Origin of the sequence: Burkholderia humptydooensis (genome assembly GCF_001513745.1) — a bacterium.
Taxonomy (GTDB): domain Bacteria; phylum Pseudomonadota; class Gammaproteobacteria; order Burkholderiales; family Burkholderiaceae; genus Burkholderia; species Burkholderia humptydooensis.
In genome coordinates this window covers 1,535,405-1,560,124 of sequence record NZ_CP013380.1, presented here as the reverse complement: position 1 = coordinate 1,560,124, position 24,720 = coordinate 1,535,405, and the positions used below count along the sequence as shown (strand labels likewise).

Sequence of the window (24,720 nt, the reverse complement as noted above, 5' to 3'; positions counted from 1 at the left end):
AAGCCTCGAAAACGGAACGGACATGCGTTATTCACCGAAACACAAGGAGGCAAGCCGGGCGCGCCTCGTCGAGGCGGGCGCCGCGCTTGCAAAGCAGAACGGCTTCGCGAACACCGGCATGGATGCGCTCACCGCGGCGGCCGGCGTGACGACGGGTGCGTTCTATTCGCAATTCCGCTCGAAGCCGGAATTCCTGCACGCGATCGTCGAGCACGAGATGTCGAAGGTGCTCGCGACGGTCGAGAACCGCTCGAAGGACGACCTCGTCGCCGCATTGCGAAGCTATCTGAGCACCGCGCACGCGGATCATCCGGAGCTCGGCTGCCCCGTGCCCGCGCTCGGCGCGGAGATCGCGCGCGCCGACGTCGCGACCCGCAAGATGTTCGAAGACCTGATCAAGCGCTTCCAGGCGTCGCTCGCGAGCGCGCTCGACGACGACGAAGCCGCGTGGACGCTCGGCTGCGCGGCGATCGGCGCGGTGCTCGTCGCGCGCGCGATGGCGACGCCCGAGCGCCGCGGCGAAGTGCTGCGCGCGGTGCTCGCGTACACGATACGATCATTCGACGGCGACACGCAGCAGAAGAAGTGAAGGACGCATCGCACGCGCCGGATTCGGCGTGCATGCGTGCATCGTAAACGCCGGCGTGCCGGACACGCGCGAGAACGACGTGTCACGCGGCGCACGCATCGCGGCCCGACGCGCGCGGGCGAACCATCGCCCGCGCCGTCTATTCAGCCCCGCTCGACCGCGCCGCCGGCCTCCACCGCGACCGGCGACTGCTCGGACTCGCCATCCGGCCAGGGCGTCAGGATGTCGAAGCCGTCTTCCGTCACGACGACCATATGCTCCCACTGCGCGGACCACGAGCGGTCCTGCGTCACGACCGTCCAGCCGTCGGCGAGCTGCCGCGTTTCGGCGCGCCCCGCGTTGAGCATCGGCTCGATCGTGAAGATCATCCCGGGCGCGAGACGCAGCCCCGTGCCCGGCCGTCCGTAGTGGAGCACTTGCGGCTCGTCGTGATAGATGCGGCCGATGCCGTGGCCGCAATACTCGCGCACGACGCTGAAGCCCTCGCGATGCGCGACGCGCTGGATCGCATGGCCGACGTCGCCGAGCGTCGCGCCCGGGCGCACCGCCGCGATGCCCGCCAGCATCGCCTCGCAGGTCGCGTCGACGAGACGCCGCGCCGGCTCGGCCGGCTCGCCGACGAAGTACATGCGGCTCGTGTCGCCATACCAGCCGTCCATCTCGAGCGCGACGTCGATATTGACGATGTCGCCGTCCTTCAAGGCGTGATCGGACGGAATGCCGTGGCAGACCACGTGGTTCACGGACGCGCAGATCGTCTTCGGATACCCGTGATAGCCGATGTTCGCGGGCCGCGCGCGCAGCACGTCGACGATGTACTCGCGGCATAGCCGGTCGAGCTCGTTGGTCGTCACGCCGGCCCGCACGTGCGGCGCGATCATGCTCAACACCTTCGCCGCCATCGTGCCGGCGCGGCGCGCCATCGCGATCTCGGCTTGCGTGCGGATCGGGACCTGTCGAGAACGCACCATCATGCACTCCTCGCGGCGTCGACGGGCGGCGTCGCTTCGTCGCCCTGGATTTCAGTCTCGATCAACAGGCGGCAAATCTCCGCGTAGGTCAGTGTCGGATGCAATTCCGCGAGCATCCCGATGCGCAGCCAGTGCTCCGCCTGCGCGTTGATCGACCGGCTCAGAGCGGCGCTCGCGTGACGCAGCGATTCATGCATCGCGTCGGATATCTTGACTATTCCCATCGCACGATTTTATACAGTTTATATACGAAGCGTATATTACCGACAGGCACTGAAACGATCAAGCCATCGCTGAGGCCTGGCGGCGACCGCAGCCGTCACGCGCCGGGCCGATCGGTCGCCCGCCAATTGCTGCGCCGCAAGCCGCCGCATTTGCTCCGCTTCCCGCCACACGTCCTGCTTGCGGCGAAACGCGGCTTCGTCGGCGGCGACCGCACGGCACGCACGCGCGACGCCATGATTCAGATCGGCCGCGCCCGGGCCGCCGCCGAAACCGATGGCTGCGCGCCCAATCCAGCGGCGCGCGCGACACGAAGTCGGGATCCGCGTCATGGCTCGCGCGCCCCTGCGCGACGCTTTCCCGCACCGCTTGCGCGACCTGTGTGTGGGCCGAGCGAAAATCGAGCGACCGGCGAGCGATGGGCCGGCCGGCAGCCGCACGTCGGGCAGCGCATCCGGCGTGCACTGTGCCGCGCCGTCGATCCATACCCGCGGCGGATGCAGGCGGCTCCGCCCGGCGATGGCCGCCGCGACTTGCCGACGATGCGCGAGCATCCGCAGCCGCCGCGGCGCCTCGACGCCCAGTTGCGCTGGCATACGTCGCGGCCAGCGTCGCGACGTTGCCGATGCTGCACGCCACGTCGTGGCCGAGCCGCGCGAGGACTTCGTTCGATGCGTCCGGATAGCATGCGTTGACGAGCCGGCTCGACTGCGCGCGCTCGCCGATCGCGCGCGCGACGCGCAGCGCCAGCGCGAGCCGCAGCGGCAGCGTCGCGCCATAGGCCGTCGAAACTGGCGTTCTCTGCTGCATCGCAGAAGTTGGGCACGCTAACCGTGCGTTGCTCGGCGGACGCATTTCGCCGACCCACTGCGGTCCTTGGGACCGAAGCGAAGTCGGTGTCCGGTGTAGAACGTCTTTCGGTCGTTAAGTGCATCTAGCCCCCGGGACGTCGTTCAACATCGGGGAGCATGTGTCACTCCCCGATCGAGGGCAGCGGAGGCGGAAGCTGATGCCAGACCGGGACCATCCAGCCAAAAGCGCATCACTGAAACGTGACGGACCTGACGGGACGGTGGTCTGGAGGCCGGACGATATTTTCAAGAGCAACGATAGCCATTCCCCAACCTAACCGCTGGTGTGATCCGCCCCAGCTACCTCCTTGATGAAGGCGAGCAAGAGTTCGCTGAGCCGAACCGGCTGCTCCTGTTGGATCCAGTGACCGGCGCCGTCGATCAGCTCGATGCCCCCCATTCTCGTCGTCGCCTTGGTCCTCATAAGATCGAGCGCGCCCGGCGCCGAATAGGTGCCCCAATCGCTCTTCCCGCCAATGAAGAGCGACGGGACATCGATCGTCTTGCCCGAAAACAGGCGCAACTCAGCGTTCAGGTCAGGATCGGCAAAGACGCGATAAGCCTGCAGAGCGCCTTGAAATCCCGTGCGGCCATACTCCTCCGTGTACACCCCAAGTTCCGGCTCGGTGAGCCATTTGCTGGCCAGGACCTCGGCGGAGGAAGGTTGGAATGGAGCGACGGTCTCGGGCATCGTCTTGCCGAGATCCATGACGTAATAGGTGGGCATTTGTGCAAGTTCTGCGGCGGTTAGCGCCTTTAACGGATGCGGCTTATTTCCCGGCCAGTCGGCGCTCTTGACGTAGAAAAATGCACGAAGAAACGCGTGTAGGCCTTGAGGGGGGTGCCACATGTCATGGTTCGCCTCCCGTGTGCTCAGGTATTGCTGGTAATACTCTCTCGGCGGGTCGAGCGCCGCCAACGCGGCCGCTAACTTTTGATTGCCAGTATTCGGTTGAACCGACGATGCCTCGCTTTCCGCGGTGTTGAACGGAAGCACGGGCGGACCGGGGAACGGTGCGCTCATCAGCACCACTGAGGGAAAGACGTCCGGTCGGGCTAGCGCACAATAGGCCGCCACGGGCGAGCCGAGGTCGTGCCCGACGAGCATTGCGGTGCGCCGATACCCCAACGCCAAAACCAATCCGAGGGCGTCACGCGTCATGTTCAGGAGGCTGAAGGGCGCTAGCGGAGCGTCGTAGTCGTTCACCCAACCGGTGGTGCGGCCAAAACCCCGCTGGTCAGGCGCCACGACATGGTAGCCGGCGTCAGCCAGAATCGGGATCAGGTGTCGCCAGCCGTAAGCCAGATCCGGAAAGCCGTGCAGAAGCAGCACGAGCGGCAGGCCGGGGCTTTCGTAACCGGCCTCGAGAATATGGACATCGAGGCCGTTGACCCCATGGATCATGCGCGAGCGAACCCTATTCGGAAGCGTTCCCTCGCCATATGTTGATGTGGACAAATCAATTTCTCCTATGGGGGTTGCACGGGCGGGTCGAAGTACAGCCGCAACCAGGCTGGCCGCGCCCATCGCTAAGACGGCTCGTCGGGACGCCGATGGCTTGAAGCTAAGTGGATGACTCATGACGGAGCGCACCGTCCACGTGCAAGCGCTATCTTCAGCTTCTGCGGCAGCGCACGCGACGAACAATTCGCACGGCGGCCGGGCAATCGAGGACGATTAGCTCCGAAACGAAGACGCTCGGCAGAGGGTGAGCGAGGAAGCCCGCGTGCTTCGTCTTGAAGTATTCCTGCCGCAATCTGGGCAGGTTGCGCATCACTGAACGAACCTTCCTGGCTTGCGATTGGGTCGGGGAGCATCGCCGGACTCCTAGTATGGTGATCGCCATAATATGGCAATCACCATAGAACCATCAAGCAAAACGTGCTATGTTCTCGGCATGCCACGTAAGACTGACGCCCGTGCTCGCGCGATTGCCACGGCCGAACGACTGTTTCGCATCCAAGGCTACACTGCGACGGGATTGATCCAGATCCTTGAAGAAAGCGGTGCGCCTAAAGGATCGTTCTACTTTCACTTTCCACGCGGTAAGGCGCAACTCGCAGAAGAAGCAATCGATAATTACGTTGCGAATCGAATTGCCGTATTACGGGACATCTCGGCGAATACGACGGGTGATGCTCTGAATTTTGTTCATCAGATTTTCAGGACATTCGCGGCCGAAATGGTCGCCGCTGATTTCCAGTATGGATGTCTAATGCAAAATCTGGCGAATGAGTTGCCCGCGCTCGACGCTGAGCTGACCAAACGGGTAGCGCGCGGATTTGTTGAGTCGACCGGGATTATTGCGGAGCATTTTAGGGGGTGCGGTTTCGCTCCCGCGCGCGCGTCCTCTACCGCAGCCGCATTGGTAGCCGCCCTCGAAGGCGCGCGGACGATCGCCCGCCTGGAACGCACGCCGGCTATATTCGAGGCGCTGGCAGAGGTCAGTGTCCAAAGGTGGGCTGCCCCCGAGGGGTGATCCGGTCCAATGTTCTCGGCCGGACGAAATTGGCACCGGTCATCCGAAGAGCGTCAGTCTTTCGCGAATGTCCGTTCGCAGACGCCCAGCCACCGGATGAATGTCTTAGCATTGTCCATTGCCGGACCGCCGCAATCAGTTTGGCTTCGGCTCACGCAGGAATATGTCACGCTAATTCTCTCGACTGCGTTCGCTTGGGTCGCACTGAGGCAGCCGGGCAACTTGAACGCATGGAGAATGAGCATGCAGGCGAATTCGAAGAAAACCGAACAGGTCGGCCCGCCGGCGACCTCACGGCTGAGCCGCTCGTACGGCAAGGCTGATTTTGTTGACGCATTTGCGGTGGACTTGCCAGCGACTGCCTGCAACGACGCAGAGTCTCTCGCTCGATACATCTTTGCAGGGCAACCCAAGTGGATCGCGATGCTGCTGGGAGTTCGCGACATTGCGGTATGGCCATTCGGCCTTAAAAGAACGATTGATCTGAAAATCGCGAAGGACGACCGGCTAAGTATTTTTCGCGTGTTCGAACGGCATAAAGACGAGATCATTCTGGGCGAGGACGACACGCATCTTGATTTCCGCGTGTCGGTTCTCGTGCTGCCTGCATCTGAGGACCGGCCCCAGCGACTGACAGTCACTACGCTTGTTTTCTACAATCGTCTGCTGGGTCGGGTCTATCTTGGCCTTATCGCTCCTTTCCATCGCCTCGTCGTGCGAGCCTCGCTCGACCGGGCACAGAAGCTCGGATGGCCCGGCCGGTAGCGGCGATTCCGATCAACGCTCCTTCCAGCGGGCCGTAGATGGCCAGACGCTCAAAGTCGCGGGTTCCTGAGAGCGGCCAGGACCAGGCGTAGCTATCCTGATCAGTCACGCGCTCGTCCCCTTCATTAGCAGGCACTCATCGCTGGCTGACGGTTTTCCTTATCAACACCGTCTTCGGATTGGTAAAGAGTTGACGACCTTCAGCACCATGTTCCGTACCGAGGCCTGATTGCTTGTGTCCGCCAAACGGAATGTCAACGCCTTGGGTATGGATCTCGTTCACCCAGACCATTCCCGTTTCCAGGCGGTTCGCTACCGCAACTGCGGCTTGGGTATCGCGGCCCCAGACCGAGCCGCCGAGGCCAAACGGGCTGTTATTGGCGCGATCGATTACATCGTCTACATCGTCGTAGGCGATGATCGGTACGATCGGGCCGAACTGCTCCTCCTGGACGATTTTCGCGTTCTCCGGTGGGTTGTCGACAATCGTAACCGGAATAAAATAGCCGGGGCGGCTTTCGTCGACGTTCCCACCAAGAACAATCTTCTGGCCGTTAGCCTTGATGTCGTCGAGAAAATCTTTCACCTTTTCATACTGCATTCTGTTCTGCACCGGTCCGATCGTAACCTCAGGATCGAGCCCGTTGCCAAGCTTTTGTTGCCGTGCATAGTCGACGAAGGTCTTCACGAAATCGGGATAGAGCGACCGGTGAACGTAGAGACGCTTGATACCGACACACCACTGGCCTGAGTTACCGATAGCCCCCCAAAAGAGTTGAGGGATGATCGATCTGTAGTCTGCGTCGGGAAGCACAATCGCTGCGTCGTTACCACCCATTTCAAGCGTCACGCGTTTGACCGTTCCAGCGGCAGCGCGCAACACGTGCTTTCCCGTCTCTGTAGAACCTGTGAAACTGATCTTGGCGATGTCGGGATGATTGGTCAGCAGCGGGCCAAGTTCACTGCCCCCCGAAACTACCGACAGCACGCCTGGCGGCAGGACGGATTGCGCAATCTGCCCAAAGCGCAGTGCTGATAAGGGAGTAAAGGGCGAAGGCTTGATCACCATGGTGTTGCCAGTAATCAGCGCAGGCGCCACCTTCCAAAGTGCAAGCAGCACCGGAAAATTCCACGGTGTGATGGCGCCGATCACGCCGAGCGGCGTATGGTGCAACTCGACAATATGTTCTTCGGTCTCCTCGACGATCTCGACCGGAATTCGACGGGCGGCAATCTGACGAATCCACGAGATGGACTGATCGACCTCCGGCTCCGCCATGGTCTTCAGCGGCTTCCCCTGTTCAAGGGTCAGCAGGCGTGACAGCTCATCCCGATGTACTTCGAGTGCATCGGCGTACGCGTTGAGGTACTTCTGGCGCCCATCGTAGCCAAGCGCAGACCAGGCTTTGAACGCATGCCTGGCCGCTGCGACGGCTTCTTCAAGCTGCTCGGCTGAGGCTGCCGGAGCCTTGGCGAATACTTCACCAGTAGCCGGGTTGATTACATCAAAGCTATCTTGCGACTTCACAAGATTACCAGCAATGCTGAGGTAATACGGGCCGTGGAAAATGCCAACAGACTGAACTGCTTGAGGTAATGCGGACATGAATTATTCTCCAAAGTATGGACGCTGAGGTGCCGCTGCCGCGAATCCCCGCAACAAATAGGCGGATCTTTCGGCGATTGGTAGGAATACTGACTTTGAAAGAATGAAATTTTTTCAGTCGGCCGCCAGTACGGAAAACGCCGGCTGGGTACTTACGCTGGGCCGCTCCTGCATTCTTTCGTACCACGCCAGCAGCGCGGTGCACTCGGCTGGCACTGGCAGCTTGACGATAGAAGCGAAGACCAGGCCGCCGATTACGGTGATGTCGGCCATCGAAAATTCGTTGCCCGCAACGTACGGCTGGTTTCGTAGAACAGCATCGAAGTAATGCATCCCGCGCAGGGCCTTGTCGCGCTGCCTGAATCCCCATTCGGGGTTCTGGTACAGCTCGACCTGCGGCCCCAGGCCCGGCGTCCCGTGATGGAAATACACGCTTATCGCGTCGAGCAGTTCCAATTCGGCACGCTTGCTCATCATGTGGATCACGCCTTTTTCGAGCGGCGCCATGCCAGTCAGTGTCGGCACGCCATCGAGTCCATCAAGGTACTCCGTGATGGCCGTGCACTCGGCGATGCAGGTCCCGTCATCGAGTTCGAGCACCGGCAGCGTGCCCGAGTAATTCTTGCTCGCCATGAATTCGGGCTTCTTGTGCTCGCCCGCGTACAGATCGACCAGCACGAAACGCACTCGCGATTGCAGATTCTTTTCCGCCAACGCAATGCGAACACGCGTCGGATACGGCCCTTGCGGGAAGTCATAAATCGTCATCGTCGACAATTGATGGTCATTGATGCTCGTTGCAGTAGCACTCATTTGGCTTTCCTTCCGCGGTTGTGTTGTGGCGAACGACATTGTCTACCTAACGTTCGTTAGATTTACCATATGCGTTACAATCCGGGTTGTCAACACTGAGTCGTCGATGCGGAGAACCGTACAAGTGAAGAACGAATCGAACACAGGCTCCAGGGAGCGGATCCTGGCGGCGGCCACGAAGATTGCTCAGGCCCACGGCTACAGTGGGTTGAATTTTCGGGATCTCGCGGAAGACGTCGGTATCAGACCCGCTAGCATCTATCACCACTTCGCAAACAAGGCCAACCTCGGTGCAGCGGTGGCACGACGCTATTGGGAGGACTCGGCAGCGGTTCTTGAAGCCCTCCAGGCCGAATCCCCGGACCCGTTGCACTGCCTGCACCGCTATCCCGAAACGTTCCGCAAGGCGCTGGAAAACGCAAATCGGATCTGCTTGTGCAGTTTCATGGCTGCCGAAAGCGATGACCTTCCCGATGAAGTGATGAAAGAAGTCCGAACCTTCGCTGAGGTGCACATTGCTTGGCTGAGCAAGGCTCTCTCATCGGCGGAGGTTGTTGACTCAAAAAGGAGTGATCAACGGGCCCGCGCCATCTTCGCTGCTGTAGCTGGCGCACAGCTCATTGCGAGGAGCCGTTCGGACGTCTCCCTTTACGACACATTGATCGACGGCTATCGTGCGGCCGGTCTACTTCCTGCCTAGCACGCTCGTGAATCGCGTGATACACCCACGCCCCCATTGTTGCCGCAACTGGGGCGGCTCTTGCGTGAAGATACAGCGGTGCATCGCGAACTGATTTCGTTGGCTGAACCAGGGGTGGTGACGGTGTCAGAATTGGAGCATTGGATCTAGAGTGATCCACGAGTACGAATACTCGTTAAGTCATCCTCACTACGTTTATTGCAGGTGAACGTCTTGTACAGGCCAAGCGAAATGCATGGCATCTCGACATCCATTCGCGCGCATTTTGCCGTCTTCCGTCATCGTTCTTTGAACTCGCTCACAGTGCACGCGACATCGGCGAATTAGATAGAATGATCCACTCTGGAAACACTTCCTTCATTCCGTGTCGGCATCGCGCAACACCTAGGGTTCGATGAGCGTCATAGCGTTCAACTTCCCGCTCCGTCCCGGTGGGGTAGTCGATCTCGATGATGCGGTGGCCGTTGGTGGCGTACGCAAACTTGAGGCCGAGGATTTCCGCGTACTCACGCGCCTGCTGCCCCCCCGGTTTCAGCGGGCATGCCTATTTCCTTGGCCTCCACCACTGCCAGCGGAAAGTCGCGTCGAAAAAGAGCAGGTAATCGGCCCGTTTTTGCTTGCCACGCCACACCTTGCCCCCGCTGACCATGATGCGGCCATCAGTGAAAGTGCGCTGTTCGCCAATGGCATGACCCTCTGTTGCCCAGCCGGCCTCGATCAATCGCGGCGTGACGAATTCACGGCAAGTGTCTGCCTCCGTCATCACGCCTTCTCGCATTGCCCCCGCCATCGCGCCTCCTTGGTTATTGCCCCAAACCTAGCGTACTCATTTGCACAAAGTCGCCCGCATCAACGGCAGGGGCTCATTCGATGTTCCAGCGTTCTAGGCTGGCTCTATTACAATGCTCACGACCTTCGTGCGGACGACGACAGTCGCCATTCTATATATACGGAAGGCGTCGGACGGTCTCAGTGCGCGCAAGGCGATCTGCGCCACACGCCGTTCTAGCACCGGACACCTTGTGTCATGGCGCGGCCGGAGCCCTAGCCGCCGCTCATCTCGCCACGGAACGATCGAAATCCATTGTCTAGGGTATCCTTGCGCTCAGGAACCGATGGAGGTTGACTGAATTTTCGGCTGGGACGGGCTGTTGAAGCGCCGAGTGTTTTGCTAGTCGCTTTGATAGTGACCGCCAAACAAAAACCCCGCAGAGCCTAGACTCTGCGGGGTTTCGCCGCCATTAACTGGCGGAGACGGAGGGATTCGAACCCTCGATCCAGGTTTTGGCCCAGATGCTCCCTTAGCAGGGGAGTGCCTTCGACCTCTCGGCCACGTCTCCCAAACCTTCGCTCGCGCCAGGGAGGCAGCGCGACGAAACCAAGATTCTATAGGGTTACGGGGCCAAGGTCAATTTCCGCGACGCATTTTGTTCAGCGCGTCACGGAAATTTCGTCACGCCTGGTCGAGTTCGAATGCCTTGTGCAGCGCGCGCACCGCCAATTCCATGTATTTCTCGTCGATCAGTACCGAAATCTTGATTTCGGACGTCGAGATCATCTGGATGTTGATGCCCTCCTCAGACAGCGTGCGGAACATCGTGCTCGCCACGCCGACGTGCGAACGCATCCCGACGCCGACCACCGATACCTTCGACACCTTCGGGTCGCCCAGCACCTGCTCGGCGTTCACGTGGCCCTTCACCTGGTTCGTCAGGATGTCCATCGCCTTCTGGTAGTCGCCGCGGCCGACCGTGAACGTGAAGTCGGTTTTCCCTTCGACGCTCTGGTTCTGGATGATCATGTCGACGTCGATGTTCGCGTCCGCGACGGGGCCGAGGATCTGATATGCGATGCCCGGCTTGTCGGGCACGCCCATCACCGCAATGCGCGCTTCGTCGCGCTGGAACGCAATGCCGGAAATGACTGCCTTTTCCATGGTCTCGTCTTCTTCAAAAGTAATCAGGGTGCCCGAGCGCATCTCTTCGTCGAGCGGAATCTGCGGATCGGTGAGGCTCGACAGCACGCGCGTCTTCACGCGGTACTTGCCCGCGAACTCGACCGAGCGGATCTGCAGCACTTTCGAGCCGAGGCTCGCCATTTCCAGCATTTCCTCGAAGGTCACGCTATCGAGCCGGCGCGCCTCTTCGACGACGCGCGGATCGGTCGTGTACACCCCGTCGACGTCCGTATAGATCAGGCATTCGTCCGCCTCGAGCGCCGCCGCGACCGCGACCGCCGACGTGTCCGAGCCGCCGCGGCCGAGCGTCGTGATGTGGCCGCTCGGATCGACGCCCTGAAAACCCGTGATGATGACGACCTTGCCCGCTTCGAGATCGCGGCGCACGCGCTCGTCGTCGATCGAATGAATGCGCGCCTTCGTGTACGCGCTGTCGGTCTTGATGGGCACCTGCCAGCCGGCGTAGCTCACCGCCTCGACGCCGATTTCCTGCATCGCGATCGACAAGAGGCCGACGCTGACCTGCTCGCCCGTCGACGCGATCACGTCGAGCTCGCGCGGGCTCGGCTGGCTCGAGATCTCTTTCGCGAGACCGAGCAGGCGGTTCGTTTCGCCGGACATCGCGGACGGCACGACCACCATCTGGTGCCCGGCCTGATGCCATTTTGCGACGCGTTTCGCGACGTTCTTGATGCGCTCGACCGAGCCCATCGAAGTGCCGCCGTATTTATGTACGATGAGTGCCATTGTCGTTCAGAACTGGAGAAGGGCCGCACGGGCGTACTGGACAGACCGCGGTGCCGTTCGGTCACGCGGCTTGTGGCTGTGGACGGACGACGGGAAGAACGGCTGGGGCGCAGCACGCGGGCGTGGCGATTTGCCCGGAGAAGGCGGATCAGGCCGCGCAAACCGGGTACGTCACGCGGGAAACCTGCACAAAACGCTCGAAAGTCGAGCCGAGCAAACGCTTGAGCGTACCCGATCGACGGCTGCTTGACAAGCCGAGCGGACGTCGGCAGGCCGGATCGCAACCTTTTTCCGCCAATACGGGATGCGCATCCGCCGCGATGCGCGCCGGATGCGCCGCTCAAGCGATCAGCATGTCCGGCCGCCATTCGATGCGCCGCCAGCCACCCGGCGTATCGGCGCCGTCGTGCACCGCGCGGTTCACGCCGATGCGCGGCACGAACAGCAGCCGCTCGCCCACGTACAACAGCGGCACGTCGCGCTGCCACGCGGGCACGCCGCGCTCCTGGAACAGATTCTTCAGCGTGCGCCCGGGGCCGCCCTGCCACGTGCGCATCCGCTCGCCGCCCGCGCGCGCGCAGGCGCGCAGGTCGGCGGCCGCGAGCAGCGCCTCCGGCACCGCATCGTGCTCGTGCGCCGCCGCCGGGCTGAACACGAAGGTGCCGCGCCATTCAGGCAGGCGCCACACCGCCTGCCCCCGCCACGCGAGCACGCATTCCAGCCGCCGCGCGGCGCCCGCGGCATCGGCCGCGTCGTCGCGGGCGTCATCGTCAGCCGCAGCGGCGCGCGCGGTTCGCGCCGCTGGCGATGCGCCGCCGTCACCCGCTTCCCATTGAACATCGTCGCGATAGAGACGCAGACGCCATCCCGCATGATCGACGCGCAGCGCATGCGCGTCGCGCGCCGCGCGCAACTGCTTCATCATCTCGGCAAGGCGCGCGGCCGACGCGCCCGGCAGCCCGAGCGAGCGCATCCAGTAGCGCAGCAGATTCGCGCCGCGCTCGTCGTCGAGCGCGACGAGCGCATCACGCGACAACACGCGAGCGTCGTCGCGCGCGACCGCGCGCAGATCGATCGCGGCGAGATCGTCGAGCAGACGCTGGGCCGCCGCCGCATGCTGCGCCGTGCGGCCGAGCGCATCGCGAAAGCCGGGAAAGTGCGGCGCAAGCGCGGGCAGCACGTCGACGCGCAGCGCATTGCGCGCATAGCGCGTATCTGCATTCGATTCGTCGTCAATCCAGCGCAGCGCATGCTGCTGCGCGTAGCGCTCGAGCTGCGCACGCAGCAGGTGCAGCAGCGGCCGCACGCGCACGACGTCGGCGGGCGCCGGCCGGTACTGCGGCGCCATCGCCGCCAGCCCCGCGATGCCCGCGCCGCGCAGCAGTTGCAGCAGCACCGTCTCCGCCTGATCGTCCGCATGCTGCGCGAGCCACAGCGTGCGCGCGCCGTGCCGCGCGCACATCGTCTCGAGCGCGCGATAGCGCGCCTCGCGCGCGCTCGCTTCGACGCCCTGCCCGCTCGCGCACGGCACGTCGACGCGCGCCGCGTCGAACCGCACGCCGAGCGCTTCCGCCGTTTCCGCGCAATGCGCGAGCCACGCGTCGGCGTTCGCGCTCAGGCCGTGGTGAACATGCAGCGCGATGCAGCGCCCGGCGCCCGCGATGCGCGCGGCCGCGTGCAGCAGCACGGTCGAATCGAGGCCGCCGCTATACGCGATCGCGATCGGCGCATCGTCGGGCAGCGTGGACAATGCGACGCCGATCGCGTCGAGCACGACGCGATCGGCGGAAAATTCATGCGGGGGAATCACGGCGGGAAGGCGCGGCGCGCCTAGTGAGTCGACGGCCCGGCGCTCACGCGCGCGGCGTCGTTTCCTTGAACTTGCCGTAGGCCATCAGACGTCCGAAGCGGCGCTCGCGCAGCGCGTCGACACTCATGCCCTGGAACTGGCGCAGCGAATCGCCGAGCGCGCGGCGCAGCAGCGCGGCCATTCCCTTCGGATCGCGATGCGCGCCGCCGAGCGGCTCGTTGACGATCTTGTCGACGAGGCCGAGCGCCTTCAGCCGATGCGCGGTCAGGCCGAGCGCCTCGGCCGCTTCCGGCGCCTTCGCGGCGCTCTTCCACAGAATCGACGCGCACCCTTCCGGCGAGATCACCGAGTACGTCGAGAACTGCAGCATCGTCACCGTATCGGCAACCGCGATCGCGAGCGCGCCGCCCGAGCCGCCCTCGCCGATCACCGTCGCGATGATCGGCGTCTTCAGCTCGGCCATCACGTACAGACTGTGGCCGATCGCCTCCGACTGGCCGCGCTCTTCCGCGCCGACGCCCGGATACGCACCCGGCGTGTCGACGAACGTGAAGATCGGCAGCCCGAACTTTTCGGCGACGCGCATCAGGCGCTCCGCCTTCCGATAGCCCTCCGGGCGCGGCATCCCGAAATTGCGTGCGGCGCGCTCCTTCGTGTCGCGGCCTTTCTGGTGGCCGATCACCATGCACGCATGGCCGTTGAAGCGGGCGAGGCCGCCGACGATCGACTGGTCGTCCGCGAACGCGCGGTCGCCGTGCAGTTCATGGAAATCGGTGAAGAGCTCGCTCACGTAATCGAGCGTATACGGCCGCTGCGGATGGCGCGCGATCTGCGACACCTGCCAAGGCGTCAGGTTCGCGTACAGATCCTTCGTGAGCTGCTGGCTCTTTTTCGACAGCCGCTCGATCTCTTCCGAAATGTCGACAGCCGAATCGTCCTGCACGAAGCGCAGTTCCTCGATTTTCGCCTCGAGCTCGGCGATCGGCTGTTCGAAATCCAGAAAGGTGGTCTTCATGTGTCTGAAATCCTTGAATCTTGCGGCAGCGCGTATTCTAACCGCGCCCGCCGGACGCAAGACCGGGCCGCAACTATCGATTGACGAAAAGCAATAGCTTTGATCAGTTAACGGCGGTCAGCGGATCGAGACTGCGCCACATGTACCAGGTGGCGACCGTCCGCCACGGCTCCCAGTTCGCCGCCACCTCGCGCGCCTCGCTGCGCGTGACGGGCTCGCCGCTGAAATAATTGACGCTGATCGCGCGAATGAGCCCCAGATCGTCGAGCGGCAGCACGTCCGGCCGCGACAGGTTGAAGATCAGGAACATCTCGGCCGTCCAGCGGCCGATCCCGCGAATCTGCGTGAGTTCGGCGATCACGCCCTCGTCGTCCATCGTCGCCCATTTGTCGACGTGAAGCGCGCCCGACACGAAGTGCCGGGCGAGATCGAGAATATATTCGGACTTGCGCTTCGACAGGCCGCACGCGATCAGCTTTTCCTGGCCGAGCTTGATGATCTGCGGCGGCGCGAGCTTCGGGCACGCGGTCTCGATCTTGACCCAAACCGATTGCGCGGCGGCGACCGAGATCTGCTGGCCGACCACCGAGCGCGCGAGCGTGACGAACGAATCGCCGCGCTTGACGAGATGCGCGGGACCGAACTTCGGGATCAGCTTCTTGAGAATCCGGTCGCGCTTGACGAGATCGGCGCACGCCTTGTCCCAGTATGGCGGACGCGCGACCGTCTCGGCGTCGGAGAGCTGCACGGGCACGGCTGCCTCCGATACGCGCGCCTTGCGCGCGGCGGGCTCCGCCGCGGTTACGGCGGCCTCGCGCGGCAATGCGTCGGCGACGCGCTCGCCATCGACCTTCGCGCGCGCCGACTTCGCAGCCGCCGTGCGCAAGCTCGGCTTGTGCGCGGCGCCATTGGCCGCGCCGTTCGGCGCCGCGCGCTTCGCGCCCGCCTTGTGCACCGCCGGCGCACGCGCGCCGGCCCGCTTGGCCGCAATCGGCGGCTGCGTCGCCGCGCGCTTAGCCGGCGCTTTTCTGGCCGTTGCCATCTAGCCTCCTACCTGGCGAATCGATCAGCGGGACAGACCATGCGCGCTCATACGCGACGCCACTCGGTCGATCCGCCCGGTTTGTCTTCAAGTGCGATCCCGGCTTCGAGCAGTTCCGCGCGGATCCGGTCCGCTTCGGCATAGTTCTTCGCCTGCTTCGCCGCGACGCGCGCGGCGATCTTCGCTTCGATCTCTTCCGGCTCGAGCGCGCCCGCGCGCGCGGCGCCCGCCGCTTGCTGCAGGAACTCGCGCGGCTCGCGGCCGAGCAGGCCGAGCACGCCCGCGAGCCGCTTGAGCTGGCGCGCGAGCGCCGGCTCGCGCGTGCGGTTCACCTCGGTCGCGAGCTCGAACAGCACGGCCACCGCGACCGCCGTGTTGAAGTCGTCGTTCATCGCGGCCGCAAAACGCCGCGCGTGCGCCTCGCTCCAGTCGAGCGGCGCCACATCCGGCGTCGCGTCCTTCAGCGCCGTGTAAAGACGCGTGAGCGACGCGCGCGCGTCGTCGAGATGAACGTCGCTGTAATTGAGCGGCGAACGATAGTGGGTGCGAACGATGAAGAAGCGCACGACTTCGGCATCGAACTTCTCCAGCACTTCGCGGATCGTGAAGAAGTTGCCGAGCGACTTCGACATCTTCTCACTATCGACCTGCACGAAACCGTTGTGCATCCAATAATTGACAAAAGTTTGTCCGGTCGCGCCCTCGCTTTGCGCGATCTCGTTCTCGTGGTGCGGGAACTGCAGGTCCTGGCCGCCGCCGTGGATGTCGAAGTGCTCGCCGAGCAGCGTGCAGCCCATCGCCGAGCATTCGATGTGCCAGCCCGGACGGCCCGCGCCGTACTTCGATTCCCACGACGCGCCGGCCGGATCCTGCGGCTTCGCGCGCTTCCACAGCACGAAATCGAGCGGATCTTCCTTCGCGTCGTTCGCGGCGACGCGCTCGCCCGCGCGCAAGTCCTCGAGCGACTTGCCGGACAGCTTGCCGTAGTTCGCGAACTTGCGGACCGAGTAATTGACGTCGCCGTCCTTCGCCTGGTACGCGTAGCCGTTCGCCTCGAGCTTCTCGATCATCCCGAGCATCTGCGGGATGAAATCGGTCGCGCGCGGCTCGATGTCCGGCCGCTCGACGCCGAGCGCGTCAAAATCCACGTTCATCGCGCGGGTGAAGCGGCTCGTGAGCGACTGGATCGTCTCGCCGTTCTCGACCGCGCGGCGGATGATCTTGTCGTCGATGTCGGTGATGTTGCGCACGTACGTCACGCGATAGCCGGCCGCGCGCAACCAGCGCTGGACGACGTCGAACACGACCACCATCCGCGCATGGCCGATATGGCAATAGTCATAGACGGTGATCCCGCAGACGTACATCCGCACTTCGCCGGGCTGCCGCGGCACGAAGACTTGCTTGTCACGCGCGAGCGTGTTGTAGATGCGCAGTGATTCCATAGAGACGAAAGTGAGCCGAGGGAAACCGCCTGGCGATGCCCGCCGTGCATGCGGCACCCGGCCGGACTTCTGGCTGGGCCGCGTGCCGTGCGCTTCCTCGGATGACATGCGGCGATCGATCCGCAAGCGAAGCGGTGACGGCCACGAGAGGCAAAGACTGTCCGCGGCTCGCCGGAACGCGCGGACGTTTTGTTAGAATGGGTCGGAGTATAACATTCCGATTTGAGCCTATGAAACCTTCCCGCGGCCGCGCGCCGAGCGCTGCGACCCTTGTTGCGACCGCCGCCGTGAGCGCCGCGCTCGCGCTCTTTCCGGGCGCGGCGGCCCTTGCGCAGAAAGCGCCCGCCCCCACCGACGGCACGCCGGAAATCGACGCGTCGATCGCGAATCGCAACTGGGCGCAGGCGCTCGCGCAACTCGACGCGCGCATCGCGTCGAACCCGCGCGACGTGCAGGCGCAGTTCAAGCGCGGCACCGTGCTCGCGCGGCTGAACCGCGACGACGACGCGATCAAGCAGTTCGTCGAGCTGACGCAGGCCTATCCGGAACTGCCGGAACCCTACAACAACCTGGCGGCGCTCTACGCGAAGCACGGCCGCTACGACGACGCGCGCAGCGCGCTCGTCACGGCGACGCATGCGAACCCGAACTACGGTCTCGCGTACGAGAACCTCGGCGATCTCTACCTGCGCCTCGCGGCCGAGTCGTACAAACGCGCGCAGTCGCTCGGCCGCACGACGGGCGCGACCGCGCAGCGCCTGTCGGATCTGCAGAAGATCATCACGCCGCCGAAAACGAAATCGGCGGCCGCGCAGGCGCCGGCCGCGCGCGACTATTCGGCCCGGGCGGCCGCGAACGTGACGACGACCACGCTGCCGCTCTCTCCGACGTTCCAGTTCGGCGGGCCGAGCGGCACGCTCGCGATGCCGCCTTACGTCGCGCCGTCCCAATGACGCAATGACGCGCGGCGGCCGCCGCGTCTTTCCTTCACCCACCCAGAGGACCGTTATGAAACGTCTGTTGCTGGCGCTCGGCAGCGCCGCCCTCCTCGCGACCGCCCCCGCGTTCGCGCAATCGGCCGCGACGCACCCCGTCGTGCAGATGAAGACCACGCAGGGCGACATCCGCATCGAGCTGTATCCGGAGAAGGCGCCGAAGACCGTCGCCAACTTCCTCGATTACGTGAAGGCGGGCCAGTACAACGGCACGATCTTCCATCGCGTGATCAAGGGCTTCATGATCCAGGGCGGCGGCTACAAGACGAACTTCGACGAAAAGCCGACCCGCGCGCCGATCCCGCTCGAGAGCAAGAACGGCCTGAAGAACGCGACGGGCACGATCGCGATGGCGCGCACGAGCGATCCGAACTCGGCGACCGCGCAGTTCTTCATCAACACCGTCGACAACGCGAGCCTCGACTATCCGAATCCGGACGGCAACGGCTACGCGGTGTTCGGCAAGGTCGTGTCGGGCATGGACGTCGTGAAGAAGATCGAGGCCACGACGACGACGGTGCGCGGCCCGATGCGCGACGTGCCGGAAAAGCCGATCGTGATCGAATCGGCGACGATCGTCTCGAAATAAGCCAGCCAGACTCTTTCGCGCGGCCGCGTCGTCCCGAGCGGCCGCGCGCCGTTTAAACCCCATCCATCGAAGGAATTCATCATGATCGAACTGCATACGAACCACGGCGTCATCAAGCTCGAACTCGACGAGGCGAAAGCGCCGAAGACGGTCGAGAACTTCCTGAACTACGTGAAGAAGGGCCACTACGACGGCACGATCTTCCACCGCGTGATCAACGGCTTCATGATCCAGGGCGGCGGCTTCGAGCCGGGCCTGAAGCAAAAGCCGACCGACGCGCCGATCACAAACGAAGCGAACAACGGCCTGAAGAACGACACGTACACGATCGCGATGGCGCGCACGAACGATCCGCACTCGGCGACCGCGCAGTTCTTCATCAACGTGAACGACAACGACTTCCTGAACCACTCGTCGCCGACGCCGCAGGGCTGGGGCTACGCCGTGTTCGGCAAGGTCGTCGAGGGCCAGGATATCGTCGACAAGATCAAGGCCGTCAAGACGGGCAGCAAGGGCTTCCATCAGGACGTGCCGAACGACGACGTCGTGATCGAGAAGGCTGTCGTGGTCTGAAGACGGCGCGACGAGGCATCGGGATGTTGCAGGAAACACCGCCGCGAAGCGTGTTTGCGGGCGTGCCGGGCGAGCGCGGGCTCGCGCACGCGGCGCGCCCGTTCCTGTTCGTCTCCGATCTGCATCTGAGCGACGCGATTCCGCACACGGTCGCCGCGTTCGAGCACTTCGTGCGCGTGACGGCCGACAGTGCGGATTCGGTGTTCATCCTCGGCGATCTGTTCGAATACTGGATCGGCGACGACATCCTCGATCACGATCCGTTCGCCGCACGGATGGCGGAATTGCTGCACACGTTCTCCGAACGCGGCATCGCGCTCTACGTGATGCGCGGCAATCGCGACTTCCTGCTCGGCAAGCGCTTCATGAAGGCGGCGGGCGCGCTCCTGATTCCGGATCCGTCCGTCGTCGTCGCGTTCGGCAACCGCATCGCGCTCGCGCACGGCGATGCGCAGTGCACGGCCGATCGCGGCTACCAGTGGTTTCGCCGCTTCGCGCGCAACGGCATGGCGCAGCGGCTCTTTCTCGCATGCCCGTTCGCGTGGCGCCGCGCGCTCGCCGAACGGATGCGCGCATCGAGCGAATCCGGCCGGATGCGCCCCGCATCGCCGCGCTACGACGTGACGCGCAAGGGCATCGCCGCGCTCTTCAGGCGCAGCGGCGCGCGCACGATCATCCACGGGCACACGCACAAGCCGGCGCGGCATGTCGAGGCGGGCGGCGTGCGCTGGGTACTGCCGGATTGGGAACTGGACCACGGGCCGCGACGCGGCGGCTATCTGTGCATCGACGCAGAAGGGATACGCGCACGGCCGCTCGATTGAGCGTCGCGCGCCTTCAAGAGGCCGGGCTTTCAAAAGCCCACCAGGCGGCCGCAGCCGGGTGTGCCGGCCGGGCGAACGCGACCCGCGCGCTCCCGCTCAGCGCTCGGCAGCCTTCCCGTCCAGCGCTCGGCCCTCGAACGCGGCGGACAGGCGACGCAAATCGAGTCGCGCGCCGTCCGAGCCTTGCAGCGCATCCAGGTGCGCGCCCAGACGCTCAAGCGCGACAACGATTTCGTCGACGCGCTGCGCCTCCTTTGCCGCATGATCGATGAGGCCGTGAATCGCGAGCGACATCGGATCGTCGGCGTTCGGCGTGATTCCGTACGCGCAGAACGCCGCGCGCTCGGGCGTGCGTTTCGCATCGGCGGGCACGACGACCCGCGCCGGATTGCCGACCGCGGTACCGCCCGCCGGCACCGGCTTCACGACGACCGCATTCGAGCCGATCTTCGCGCCCGCGCCGACCGTAAAGCCGCCCAGCACCTTCGCGCCCGCACCGACGATCACGCCGCGCTCGAGCGTCGGGTGACGCTTCGCGCCGCGCGTGAGCAACGTGCCGCCGAGCGTCACGCCCTGGTAGATCGTGCAGTCATCGCCGACAACGGCCGTCTCGCCGATCACGACGCCCATCCCGTGATCGATGAACACGCGCCGGCCGAGCGTCGCCCCCGGGTGGATTTCGATGCCGGTCAGGAAGCGGCCGACCTGCGACACGAACCGGCCTAGCCAGCGCCAGCCGGAACGCCAGCACGCGTGCGCGATCCGGTGAAACACGAGCGCGTGCAGCCCCGGATAGCACGTGAGCACTTCCCAGGCGCTGCGGGCGGCGGGATCGCGCTCACGGATCGTAACGACGTCTTCGCGAAGTCTCGTGAACATGGTGGTGACGATGGAAGAAGGAAACCCGGTGCGCGGCCGCCGGGCGGAGCCGTTATCGCGCTGTCGTTGCGTTATCGTTTTGACAGCTTTGCTTATGACACGAGGACGATTGTAGAGCCGCCGCCGCGAACGCGCAGCAGGCGCCGCGTTCTCCCTGCTGCGGCCGCGGGTATGGCCGGCCGCGGGGCCGCGCCGCGTCAGTCGTCCCGCCCGGCGTCGCGGCCGGAATAGTCCGCATCGCCCGGGCCGCTTTCGCCGTCGCCCGAAACGCCCGCGCGCGCGTCCGCACCGCCCGCCTTCAGCAGGATGTGCTTCGCGATCCCGCGAACGATGTTCACTTCCTCGCGTTCGATCCCCGTTCGCGCAAAGAGCCGCCGCAACCGCGACATCAGCTTCTTTGGATTGCGCGGATCGAGGAAATCGAGCGCGATCAGCGCATTTTCGAGATGAACGAACATCCGCTCGATCTCGTCGCTTTGCGCGAGCGTGCCGAGCGCGGCGTCCGGCGGCGCGGCGGACTCGTCGTCTTCGAGCAGCGCGACGCGCAGCTCGTACGCGAGCACCTGCACCGCCTGCGCGAGATTGAGCGAGCTGTATGCGGGGTTTGCCGGAATGTGCGCAATCGCGCTGCAGCGCTCGACGTGCTCGTTCGACAGGCCAGTGCGCTCGTTGCCGAACACGAGCGCGATGTCGCCCGTGCGCACCTGCTGGAGCGCGCTTGCGGCCGCCGCGCGGGGCGCGAGCCGCGGCGGCCCGTACTCGCGCGAACGCGCAGTGAGCCCGAGCGACCATTGCACGCCGTTCAGCGCGTCGGCGAGCGTCGGCACGACGTGCGCGGACGCGAGCACGTCGTCGGCGCCGCTCGCCATCGCGAGCGCCTCCGGATCGCTCTGCACGCGCGGCACGCGCGGCGCGACGAGCACGAGGCGCGAAAAGCCCATCGTCTTCAGCGCGCGCGCCGCCGCGCCGACGTTGCCGGGGTGGCTCGGCTCGATGAGCACGAAGCGCGTCGACGTGAATCCGCCGCGCGCGGCCCGCGCCGGACGGGATGTGGCCGCGCCGCCGGACGGCGCGGACGGTTTCTGCTGAGATTCCAAAGCGTTCATTCGACTGATCAGGATGCCGGTATGGTATCGCCAACTCGCCGGCAAACCCACTCGTCCGAACGGACGATCGAACGGTATGCGCGACCGTTTCGCAAAAAACTGCCGCGAGTCGGGTAAAATCGCGTTTTTGCATGCGGCGCTCGCGCTGTTCGGCCCGCACCCGCTGCACCCGCTCTTTGCCAATTCGTCTTCCGTCGGCGAAACGCCCGCCTGCCGCCCTCCCGTGCGCGCGGCGCCGCTTCGCTGGTTCGATCACCCTCGTGGCGGCCTCGCGTCGCCGGCTTCAGGATTCAGGCTCATGCATCCCATGCTCAACATCGCTGTCAAGGCGGCTCGTCGCGCCGGACAGATCATCAATCGCGCCTCGCTCGATCTCGATCTGATCGAGATTCGCAAGAAGCAGCAGAACGATTTCGTGACGGAAGTCGACAAGGCGGCTGAAGACGCGATCATCGAAACGCTGAAGACCGCCTATCCCGATCACGCGATCCTCGCCGAAGAGTCCGGCGAGTCGGGCGACGAATCCGAATTCCAGTGGATCATCGATCCGCTCGACGGCACGACGAACTTCATTCATGGTTTTCCGTACTACTGCGTGTCGATCGCGCTCGCGCACAAGGGCGTCGTCACGCAGGCGGTGGTCTACGACCCGAACCACAACGACCTCTTCACCGCGACGCGCGGCCGCGGCGCGTACCTGAACGATCGGCGCATCCGCGTCGGACGGCGCGACCGCCTCGCGGACGCGCTGGTCGGCACGGGCTTTCCGTTCCGCGAAAAAGACGGCCTCGACGCCTACTCGCGCCTCTTCACCGAGATGACGCAGGCGTGCACCGGGTTGCGCCGTCCGGGCGCGGCCGCGCTCGATCTTGCGAACGTCGCGGCGGGCCGCCTCGACGGCTTCTTCGAGCAAGGCATCAACGTGTGGGATGTCGCGGCGGGCAGCCTGCTCATCACCGAGGCGGGCGGCCTCGTCGGCAATTACACGGGCGACTCCGATTTCCTGCACCGGCGCGAGATCGTCGCTGCGAATCCGAAGATCTATGCGCAAATGATTCCGATCCTGAACCGCTATACGCATACGCGGCCGGCGGACGAATGAGCGGCTCGACTCCCCCGCCCGCGTGACGCCGATCGCAGCGGCGGGCAAGCTCCGGCGGCCCGCGGCGCTTGAAGCGCCGCGGGCCGTTTCATTTCCGGCCTGCGCGAACGCGCCGGCGTGCGCCGTCCCGCCGATTTCGAGAAGAAACGCGCAAGCGCGCGCTTCTTCATCGCGAAAGCGCGAACCATCAGGCGACTTCACGACTCGAACGAAGAACGTCGCGCGCTCCTCGCCCGCGTATGCGGCCCGCGTTACCGCACGGCGAAGCTCCCCATCGTCGAATCCGGCTGGCAATTGGGCGCGTAGATATATAACTGCTTGTTCGCGACGAACGCCGACGTGATGATCGAATAGGTATCCTTGTTTCCGTTCCGATACGCGAGGTTGCCGACGGTCACCTCCATGACGCCGGTATTGTCGACGAAGAGCTTCGTGATCGTACCGGACGTGCACAACGTGTCGGCGTGCGCGTAGGACGAGGCCAGAAGTACGGCGGAAACGGCTGCGGCAAAAGTCTTTTTCATTTCATTCTCCTAAACAGGAAGGATTGGCGATTGAAAAGCATGGCTGCATGCACCCTTTCACAACGTCTGCTCAACTCCAACAACATTCGGACATCCGAATATGCGCCGCCGGCCGATTCTCACGCGCCACATTCGAAACAAGCGGACACGGCGCCTGACGCCCCGGCTTCGTGGAGCGCAACGCGCATGCAATGGATTCGAACGGGGAGATTCGCGTCAGCGGCCGCATCGACGGCGGGCACAACGCGCATCGATCATCAAAAAATCATGAATCGCTCAGCGTGGCGTGACGGCGCACAAAGCAAACCGACGCATACACACGCATCGAGCCCAACCCCGGCCAAGCCGACAAGATTTGACGAGACATCACGAGTCCCCTTTTTCACGGGATGTTGCTGATCTCCGCGACGGCATCGCATCGTTCGATGCCGTCCTCTTTTTCCCGCTACTTCCCCGACTTCCGCGACTGCCGCGACTGCCGCGACTGCCGCGTCGTGTCGGCCATTCAAGCTGATCGGCGGACATCGCTACTCGAAACGATTATCTTCTTCAGGAAGAGATTCCAACAACGTCACATTCCGGGTTCTTCTCGGCCGACGCCGTACAACCCCTCTTTATTCAATGCGTCGATCGGCCATTTTCATCGCCTCGACACATGCACCGAAACCGATCATGGATTTTCAAATTCATTCGAATTTGGCACTCGACGGAGACTATTACCTCCCTGCCATCAAAACAAATGGTATTAATTTATCCAACCCGCCACTCGATAGGATTCGACATCATCGATTACAAAACAAGCAATATGCACTTCATCATGCAAAGATTTTATTCCCACAAGAAAATAAATCATTGAATAGTGCGATAGTGAATTTTGTTTGCATGGCGCCATGACGTCTTTTAATTCGCGCCCCACGACCGGCGTCGCCGATCCGCGTGTGCAATGCGTCGTTTGAAGACTTTGCCATGCGCAGATGCGCGACAAGCGCCCGATGCATCGATTCGATATGCGCGGGCGAATGCCCGGGCGAACCGTATCGCGCCGATCGAGCGCGAGATGGGTTCGATACCGAATTTCGATATCGCTTGCCGCGACGGCCGGCCTTCTGCGAAAC

Annotated in this window: 24 protein-coding genes, 1 tRNA gene and 3 pseudogenes; 11 read left to right on the top strand and 17 right to left on the bottom strand. The window is 63.9% G+C overall.

Annotated features, from left to right (window positions below):
• Positions 1-22: 22 nt before the first annotated feature.
• Positions 23-589 carry a TetR/AcrR family transcriptional regulator gene (locus AQ610_RS07165; RefSeq protein ID WP_006026013.1) on the top strand — a complete coding sequence of 189 codons (567 nt, stop codon included), beginning with the start codon at positions 23-25 and terminating at the stop codon, positions 587-589.
• A gap of 143 nt (positions 590-732) precedes the next feature.
• On the opposite strand, the gene map is transcribed toward AQ610_RS07165, so the two are convergent.
• The 5 genes and pseudogenes from map to AQ610_RS07145 all read right to left on the bottom strand — a co-directional run bounded on the left by map (position 733) and on the right by AQ610_RS07145 (position 4,038).
• Positions 733-1,560, bottom strand: a complete 828-nt coding sequence (gene map / locus AQ610_RS07160; RefSeq protein ID WP_009912896.1) for a type I methionyl aminopeptidase — start codon at positions 1,558-1,560, stop codon at positions 733-735.
• Positions 1,560-1,784 (bottom strand): ParD-like family protein, encoded by a 225-nt coding sequence (locus AQ610_RS07155; protein WP_006026011.1) that lies wholly within the window; start codon positions 1,782-1,784, stop codon positions 1,560-1,562. Before AQ610_RS07155 ends, map begins: the two co-directional genes overlap by 1 nt.
• Before the next feature lie 114 nt (positions 1,785-1,898).
• Positions 1,899-2,199, bottom strand: a pseudogene (locus tag AQ610_RS32925) (lyase family protein); the annotation flags it as partial.
• Positions 2,196-2,571: pseudogene (locus AQ610_RS32920) on the bottom strand (hypothetical protein); the annotation flags it as partial. The pseudogenes AQ610_RS32925 and AQ610_RS32920, both read right to left, overlap by 4 nt.
• Positions 2,572-2,907: 336 nt before the next feature.
• Positions 2,908-4,038, bottom strand: coding sequence for an alpha/beta fold hydrolase (locus AQ610_RS07145; RefSeq protein WP_009912899.1), 1,131 nt, complete (start codon positions 4,036-4,038; stop codon positions 2,908-2,910).
• A gap of 445 nt (positions 4,039-4,483) precedes the next feature.
• On the opposite strand from AQ610_RS07145, the gene AQ610_RS07140 reads away from it, so the two are divergent.
• Both AQ610_RS07140 and AQ610_RS07135 read left to right on the top strand, forming a co-directional pair.
• A complete protein-coding gene (locus AQ610_RS07140) occupies positions 4,484-5,113 on the top strand; it encodes a TetR/AcrR family transcriptional regulator (RefSeq protein ID WP_043282416.1) in 630 nt (209 codons plus the stop codon).
• A 243-nt stretch (positions 5,114-5,356) separates the two neighbouring features.
• Positions 5,357-5,878: a DUF2867 domain-containing protein gene (locus AQ610_RS07135; RefSeq protein WP_043282492.1), complete on the top strand. Its 522-nt coding sequence runs from the start codon at positions 5,357-5,359 to the stop codon at positions 5,876-5,878.
• A gap of 136 nt (positions 5,879-6,014) precedes the next feature.
• Here the strand turns inward: AQ610_RS07135 and AQ610_RS07130 are convergent, their stop codons facing one another.
• On the bottom strand, positions 6,015-7,484 hold the full coding sequence (locus tag AQ610_RS07130; RefSeq protein ID WP_006026007.1) for an aldehyde dehydrogenase family protein: 1,470 nt from the start codon (positions 7,482-7,484) through the stop codon (positions 6,015-6,017).
• A 114-nt stretch (positions 7,485-7,598) separates the two neighbouring features.
• The gene (locus tag AQ610_RS07125) at positions 7,599-8,297 is read right to left on the bottom strand and encodes a glutathione S-transferase (RefSeq protein ID WP_041861624.1); all 699 of its coding nucleotides are present in this window, start codon (positions 8,295-8,297) and stop codon (positions 7,599-7,601) included.
• A 124-nt stretch (positions 8,298-8,421) separates the two neighbouring features.
• On the opposite strand from AQ610_RS07125, the gene AQ610_RS07120 reads away from it, so the two are divergent.
• Positions 8,422-8,997: a TetR/AcrR family transcriptional regulator gene (locus AQ610_RS07120; protein WP_043282491.1), complete on the top strand. Its 576-nt coding sequence runs from the start codon at positions 8,422-8,424 to the stop codon at positions 8,995-8,997.
• Between the two features lie 403 nt (positions 8,998-9,400).
• On the opposite strand, the pseudogene AQ610_RS38340 reads toward AQ610_RS07120, so the two are convergent.
• From AQ610_RS38340 to AQ610_RS07105, 3 genes and pseudogenes are all read right to left on the bottom strand, one after another.
• Positions 9,401-9,775: pseudogene (locus AQ610_RS38340) on the bottom strand (type I restriction endonuclease subunit R); the annotation flags it as partial.
• Between the two features lie 468 nt (positions 9,776-10,243).
• Positions 10,244-10,337 (bottom strand) — tRNA-Ser (locus tag AQ610_RS07110).
• 113 nt (positions 10,338-10,450) lie between these two features.
• Entirely contained in the window at positions 10,451-11,701 is a 1,251-nt protein-coding gene (locus tag AQ610_RS07105; RefSeq protein ID WP_006026005.1) for an aspartate kinase, read from the bottom strand.
• Between AQ610_RS07105 and AQ610_RS32910 the strand changes: the two genes are divergently transcribed.
• Positions 11,684-11,926 (top strand): hypothetical protein, encoded by a 243-nt coding sequence (locus AQ610_RS32910; RefSeq protein WP_075644981.1) that lies wholly within the window; start codon positions 11,684-11,686, stop codon positions 11,924-11,926. The two genes, AQ610_RS07105 and AQ610_RS32910, sit on opposite strands and share 18 nt — an antisense overlap.
• Before the next feature lie 115 nt (positions 11,927-12,041).
• Here AQ610_RS32910 and tilS read toward each other — a convergent pair whose 3' ends face one another.
• The 4 genes from tilS to cysS all read right to left on the bottom strand — a co-directional run bounded on the left by tilS (position 12,042) and on the right by cysS (position 17,013).
• Positions 12,042-13,511 carry a tRNA lysidine(34) synthetase TilS gene (tilS, locus tag AQ610_RS07100; protein WP_006026004.1) on the bottom strand — a complete coding sequence of 490 codons (1,470 nt, stop codon included), beginning with the start codon at positions 13,509-13,511 and terminating at the stop codon, positions 12,042-12,044.
• Positions 13,512-13,554: 43 nt separating this feature from the next.
• Positions 13,555-14,526, bottom strand: a complete 972-nt coding sequence (locus tag AQ610_RS07095; RefSeq protein WP_006026003.1) for an acetyl-CoA carboxylase carboxyltransferase subunit alpha — start codon at positions 14,524-14,526, stop codon at positions 13,555-13,557.
• Positions 14,527-14,629: 103 nt separating this feature from the next.
• Positions 14,630-15,568: a DNA-3-methyladenine glycosylase family protein gene (locus AQ610_RS07090; RefSeq protein ID WP_015600103.1), complete on the bottom strand. Its 939-nt coding sequence runs from the start codon at positions 15,566-15,568 to the stop codon at positions 14,630-14,632.
• Between the two features lie 47 nt (positions 15,569-15,615).
• Positions 15,616-17,013 carry a cysteine--tRNA ligase gene (gene cysS, locus AQ610_RS07085; protein ID WP_006026001.1) on the bottom strand — a complete coding sequence of 466 codons (1,398 nt, stop codon included), beginning with the start codon at positions 17,011-17,013 and terminating at the stop codon, positions 15,616-15,618.
• A 230-nt stretch (positions 17,014-17,243) separates the two neighbouring features.
• On the opposite strand from cysS, the gene AQ610_RS07080 reads away from it, so the two are divergent.
• The 4 genes from AQ610_RS07080 (at position 17,244) to AQ610_RS07065 (ending at position 19,994) form a co-directional block, all read left to right on the top strand.
• Entirely contained in the window at positions 17,244-17,966 is a 723-nt protein-coding gene (locus AQ610_RS07080) for a tetratricopeptide repeat protein (RefSeq protein WP_009912916.1), read from the top strand.
• 55 nt (positions 17,967-18,021) lie between these two features.
• Positions 18,022-18,597: a peptidylprolyl isomerase gene (locus AQ610_RS07075; protein ID WP_009912917.1), complete on the top strand. Its 576-nt coding sequence runs from the start codon at positions 18,022-18,024 to the stop codon at positions 18,595-18,597.
• A gap of 81 nt (positions 18,598-18,678) precedes the next feature.
• Positions 18,679-19,170: a peptidylprolyl isomerase gene (locus AQ610_RS07070; protein WP_006025998.1), complete on the top strand. Its 492-nt coding sequence runs from the start codon at positions 18,679-18,681 to the stop codon at positions 19,168-19,170.
• Between the two features lie 23 nt (positions 19,171-19,193).
• Entirely contained in the window at positions 19,194-19,994 is an 801-nt protein-coding gene (locus tag AQ610_RS07065) for a UDP-2,3-diacylglucosamine diphosphatase (RefSeq protein ID WP_006025997.1), read from the top strand.
• A gap of 96 nt (positions 19,995-20,090) precedes the next feature.
• Here the strand turns inward: AQ610_RS07065 and cysE are convergent, their stop codons facing one another.
• Complete coding sequence (gene cysE, locus AQ610_RS07060) at positions 20,091-20,873, bottom strand: serine O-acetyltransferase (protein WP_006025996.1); 783 nt, start codon at positions 20,871-20,873, stop codon at positions 20,091-20,093.
• A 197-nt stretch (positions 20,874-21,070) separates the two neighbouring features.
• Positions 21,071-21,970: an RNA methyltransferase gene (locus tag AQ610_RS07055; RefSeq protein ID WP_009912920.1), complete on the bottom strand. Its 900-nt coding sequence runs from the start codon at positions 21,968-21,970 to the stop codon at positions 21,071-21,073.
• A gap of 307 nt (positions 21,971-22,277) precedes the next feature.
• Here AQ610_RS07055 and AQ610_RS07050 point away from each other — a divergent pair, with 307 nt between their 5' ends.
• Positions 22,278-23,081: an inositol monophosphatase family protein gene (locus tag AQ610_RS07050; protein WP_009912921.1), complete on the top strand. Its 804-nt coding sequence runs from the start codon at positions 22,278-22,280 to the stop codon at positions 23,079-23,081.
• A 251-nt stretch (positions 23,082-23,332) separates the two neighbouring features.
• Here AQ610_RS07050 and AQ610_RS07045 read toward each other — a convergent pair whose 3' ends face one another.
• Positions 23,333-23,605: a hypothetical protein gene (locus tag AQ610_RS07045; protein WP_009912922.1), complete on the bottom strand. Its 273-nt coding sequence runs from the start codon at positions 23,603-23,605 to the stop codon at positions 23,333-23,335.
• A gap of 672 nt (positions 23,606-24,277) precedes the next feature.
• Here AQ610_RS07045 and AQ610_RS35845 point away from each other — a divergent pair.
• Positions 24,278-24,499, top strand: coding sequence for a hypothetical protein (locus AQ610_RS35845; protein ID WP_156436717.1), 222 nt, complete (start codon positions 24,278-24,280; stop codon positions 24,497-24,499).
• The last annotated feature ends 221 nt before the right edge of the window (positions 24,500-24,720 follow it).

Excerpts from the sequence above, each read along its gene's own strand:
- AQ610_RS07125 (WP_041861624.1), bottom strand. The coding sequence starts at position 8,297 with ATGAGTGCTACTGCAACGAGCATCAATGACCATCAATTGTCGACGATG.
- AQ610_RS07075 (WP_009912917.1), top strand. The coding sequence starts at position 18,022 with ATGAAACGTCTGTTGCTGGCGCTCGGCAGCGCCGCCCTCCTCGCGACC.
- AQ610_RS07050 (WP_009912921.1), top strand. The coding sequence starts at position 22,278 with ATGCATCCCATGCTCAACATCGCTGTCAAGGCGGCTCGTCGCGCCGGA.
- AQ610_RS07165 (WP_006026013.1), top strand. The coding sequence starts at position 23 with ATGCGTTATTCACCGAAACACAAGGAGGCAAGCCGGGCGCGCCTCGTC.
- AQ610_RS07045 (WP_009912922.1), bottom strand. The coding sequence starts at position 23,605 with ATGAAAAAGACTTTTGCCGCAGCCGTTTCCGCCGTACTTCTGGCCTCG.
- map (WP_009912896.1), bottom strand. The coding sequence starts at position 1,560 with ATGGTGCGTTCTCGACAGGTCCCGATCCGCACGCAAGCCGAGATCGCG.
- AQ610_RS07155 (WP_006026011.1), bottom strand. The coding sequence starts at position 1,784 with ATGGGAATAGTCAAGATATCCGACGCGATGCATGAATCGCTGCGTCAC.
- cysS (WP_006026001.1), bottom strand. The coding sequence starts at position 17,013 with ATGGAATCACTGCGCATCTACAACACGCTCGCGCGTGACAAGCAAGTC.
- cysE (WP_006025996.1), bottom strand. The coding sequence starts at position 20,873 with ATGTTCACGAGACTTCGCGAAGACGTCGTTACGATCCGTGAGCGCGAT.
- AQ610_RS35845 (WP_156436717.1), top strand. The coding sequence starts at position 24,278 with ATGGATTTTCAAATTCATTCGAATTTGGCACTCGACGGAGACTATTAC.
- AQ610_RS07105 (WP_006026005.1), bottom strand. The coding sequence starts at position 11,701 with ATGGCACTCATCGTACATAAATACGGCGGCACTTCGATGGGCTCGGTC.
- AQ610_RS07090 (WP_015600103.1), bottom strand. The coding sequence starts at position 15,568 with ATGGCAACGGCCAGAAAAGCGCCGGCTAAGCGCGCGGCGACGCAGCCG.
- AQ610_RS07070 (WP_006025998.1), top strand. The coding sequence starts at position 18,679 with ATGATCGAACTGCATACGAACCACGGCGTCATCAAGCTCGAACTCGAC.
- AQ610_RS07095 (WP_006026003.1), bottom strand. The coding sequence starts at position 14,526 with ATGAAGACCACCTTTCTGGATTTCGAACAGCCGATCGCCGAGCTCGAG.
- AQ610_RS07145 (WP_009912899.1), bottom strand. The coding sequence starts at position 4,038 with ATGATCCATGGGGTCAACGGCCTCGATGTCCATATTCTCGAGGCCGGT.
- AQ610_RS32910 (WP_075644981.1), top strand. The coding sequence starts at position 11,684 with ATGTACGATGAGTGCCATTGTCGTTCAGAACTGGAGAAGGGCCGCACG.
- AQ610_RS07065 (WP_006025997.1), top strand. The coding sequence starts at position 19,194 with ATGTTGCAGGAAACACCGCCGCGAAGCGTGTTTGCGGGCGTGCCGGGC.
- AQ610_RS07080 (WP_009912916.1), top strand. The coding sequence starts at position 17,244 with ATGAAACCTTCCCGCGGCCGCGCGCCGAGCGCTGCGACCCTTGTTGCG.
- AQ610_RS07130 (WP_006026007.1), bottom strand. The coding sequence starts at position 7,484 with ATGTCCGCATTACCTCAAGCAGTTCAGTCTGTTGGCATTTTCCACGGC.
- AQ610_RS07135 (WP_043282492.1), top strand. The coding sequence starts at position 5,357 with ATGCAGGCGAATTCGAAGAAAACCGAACAGGTCGGCCCGCCGGCGACC.
- AQ610_RS07140 (WP_043282416.1), top strand. The coding sequence starts at position 4,484 with ATGGCAATCACCATAGAACCATCAAGCAAAACGTGCTATGTTCTCGGC.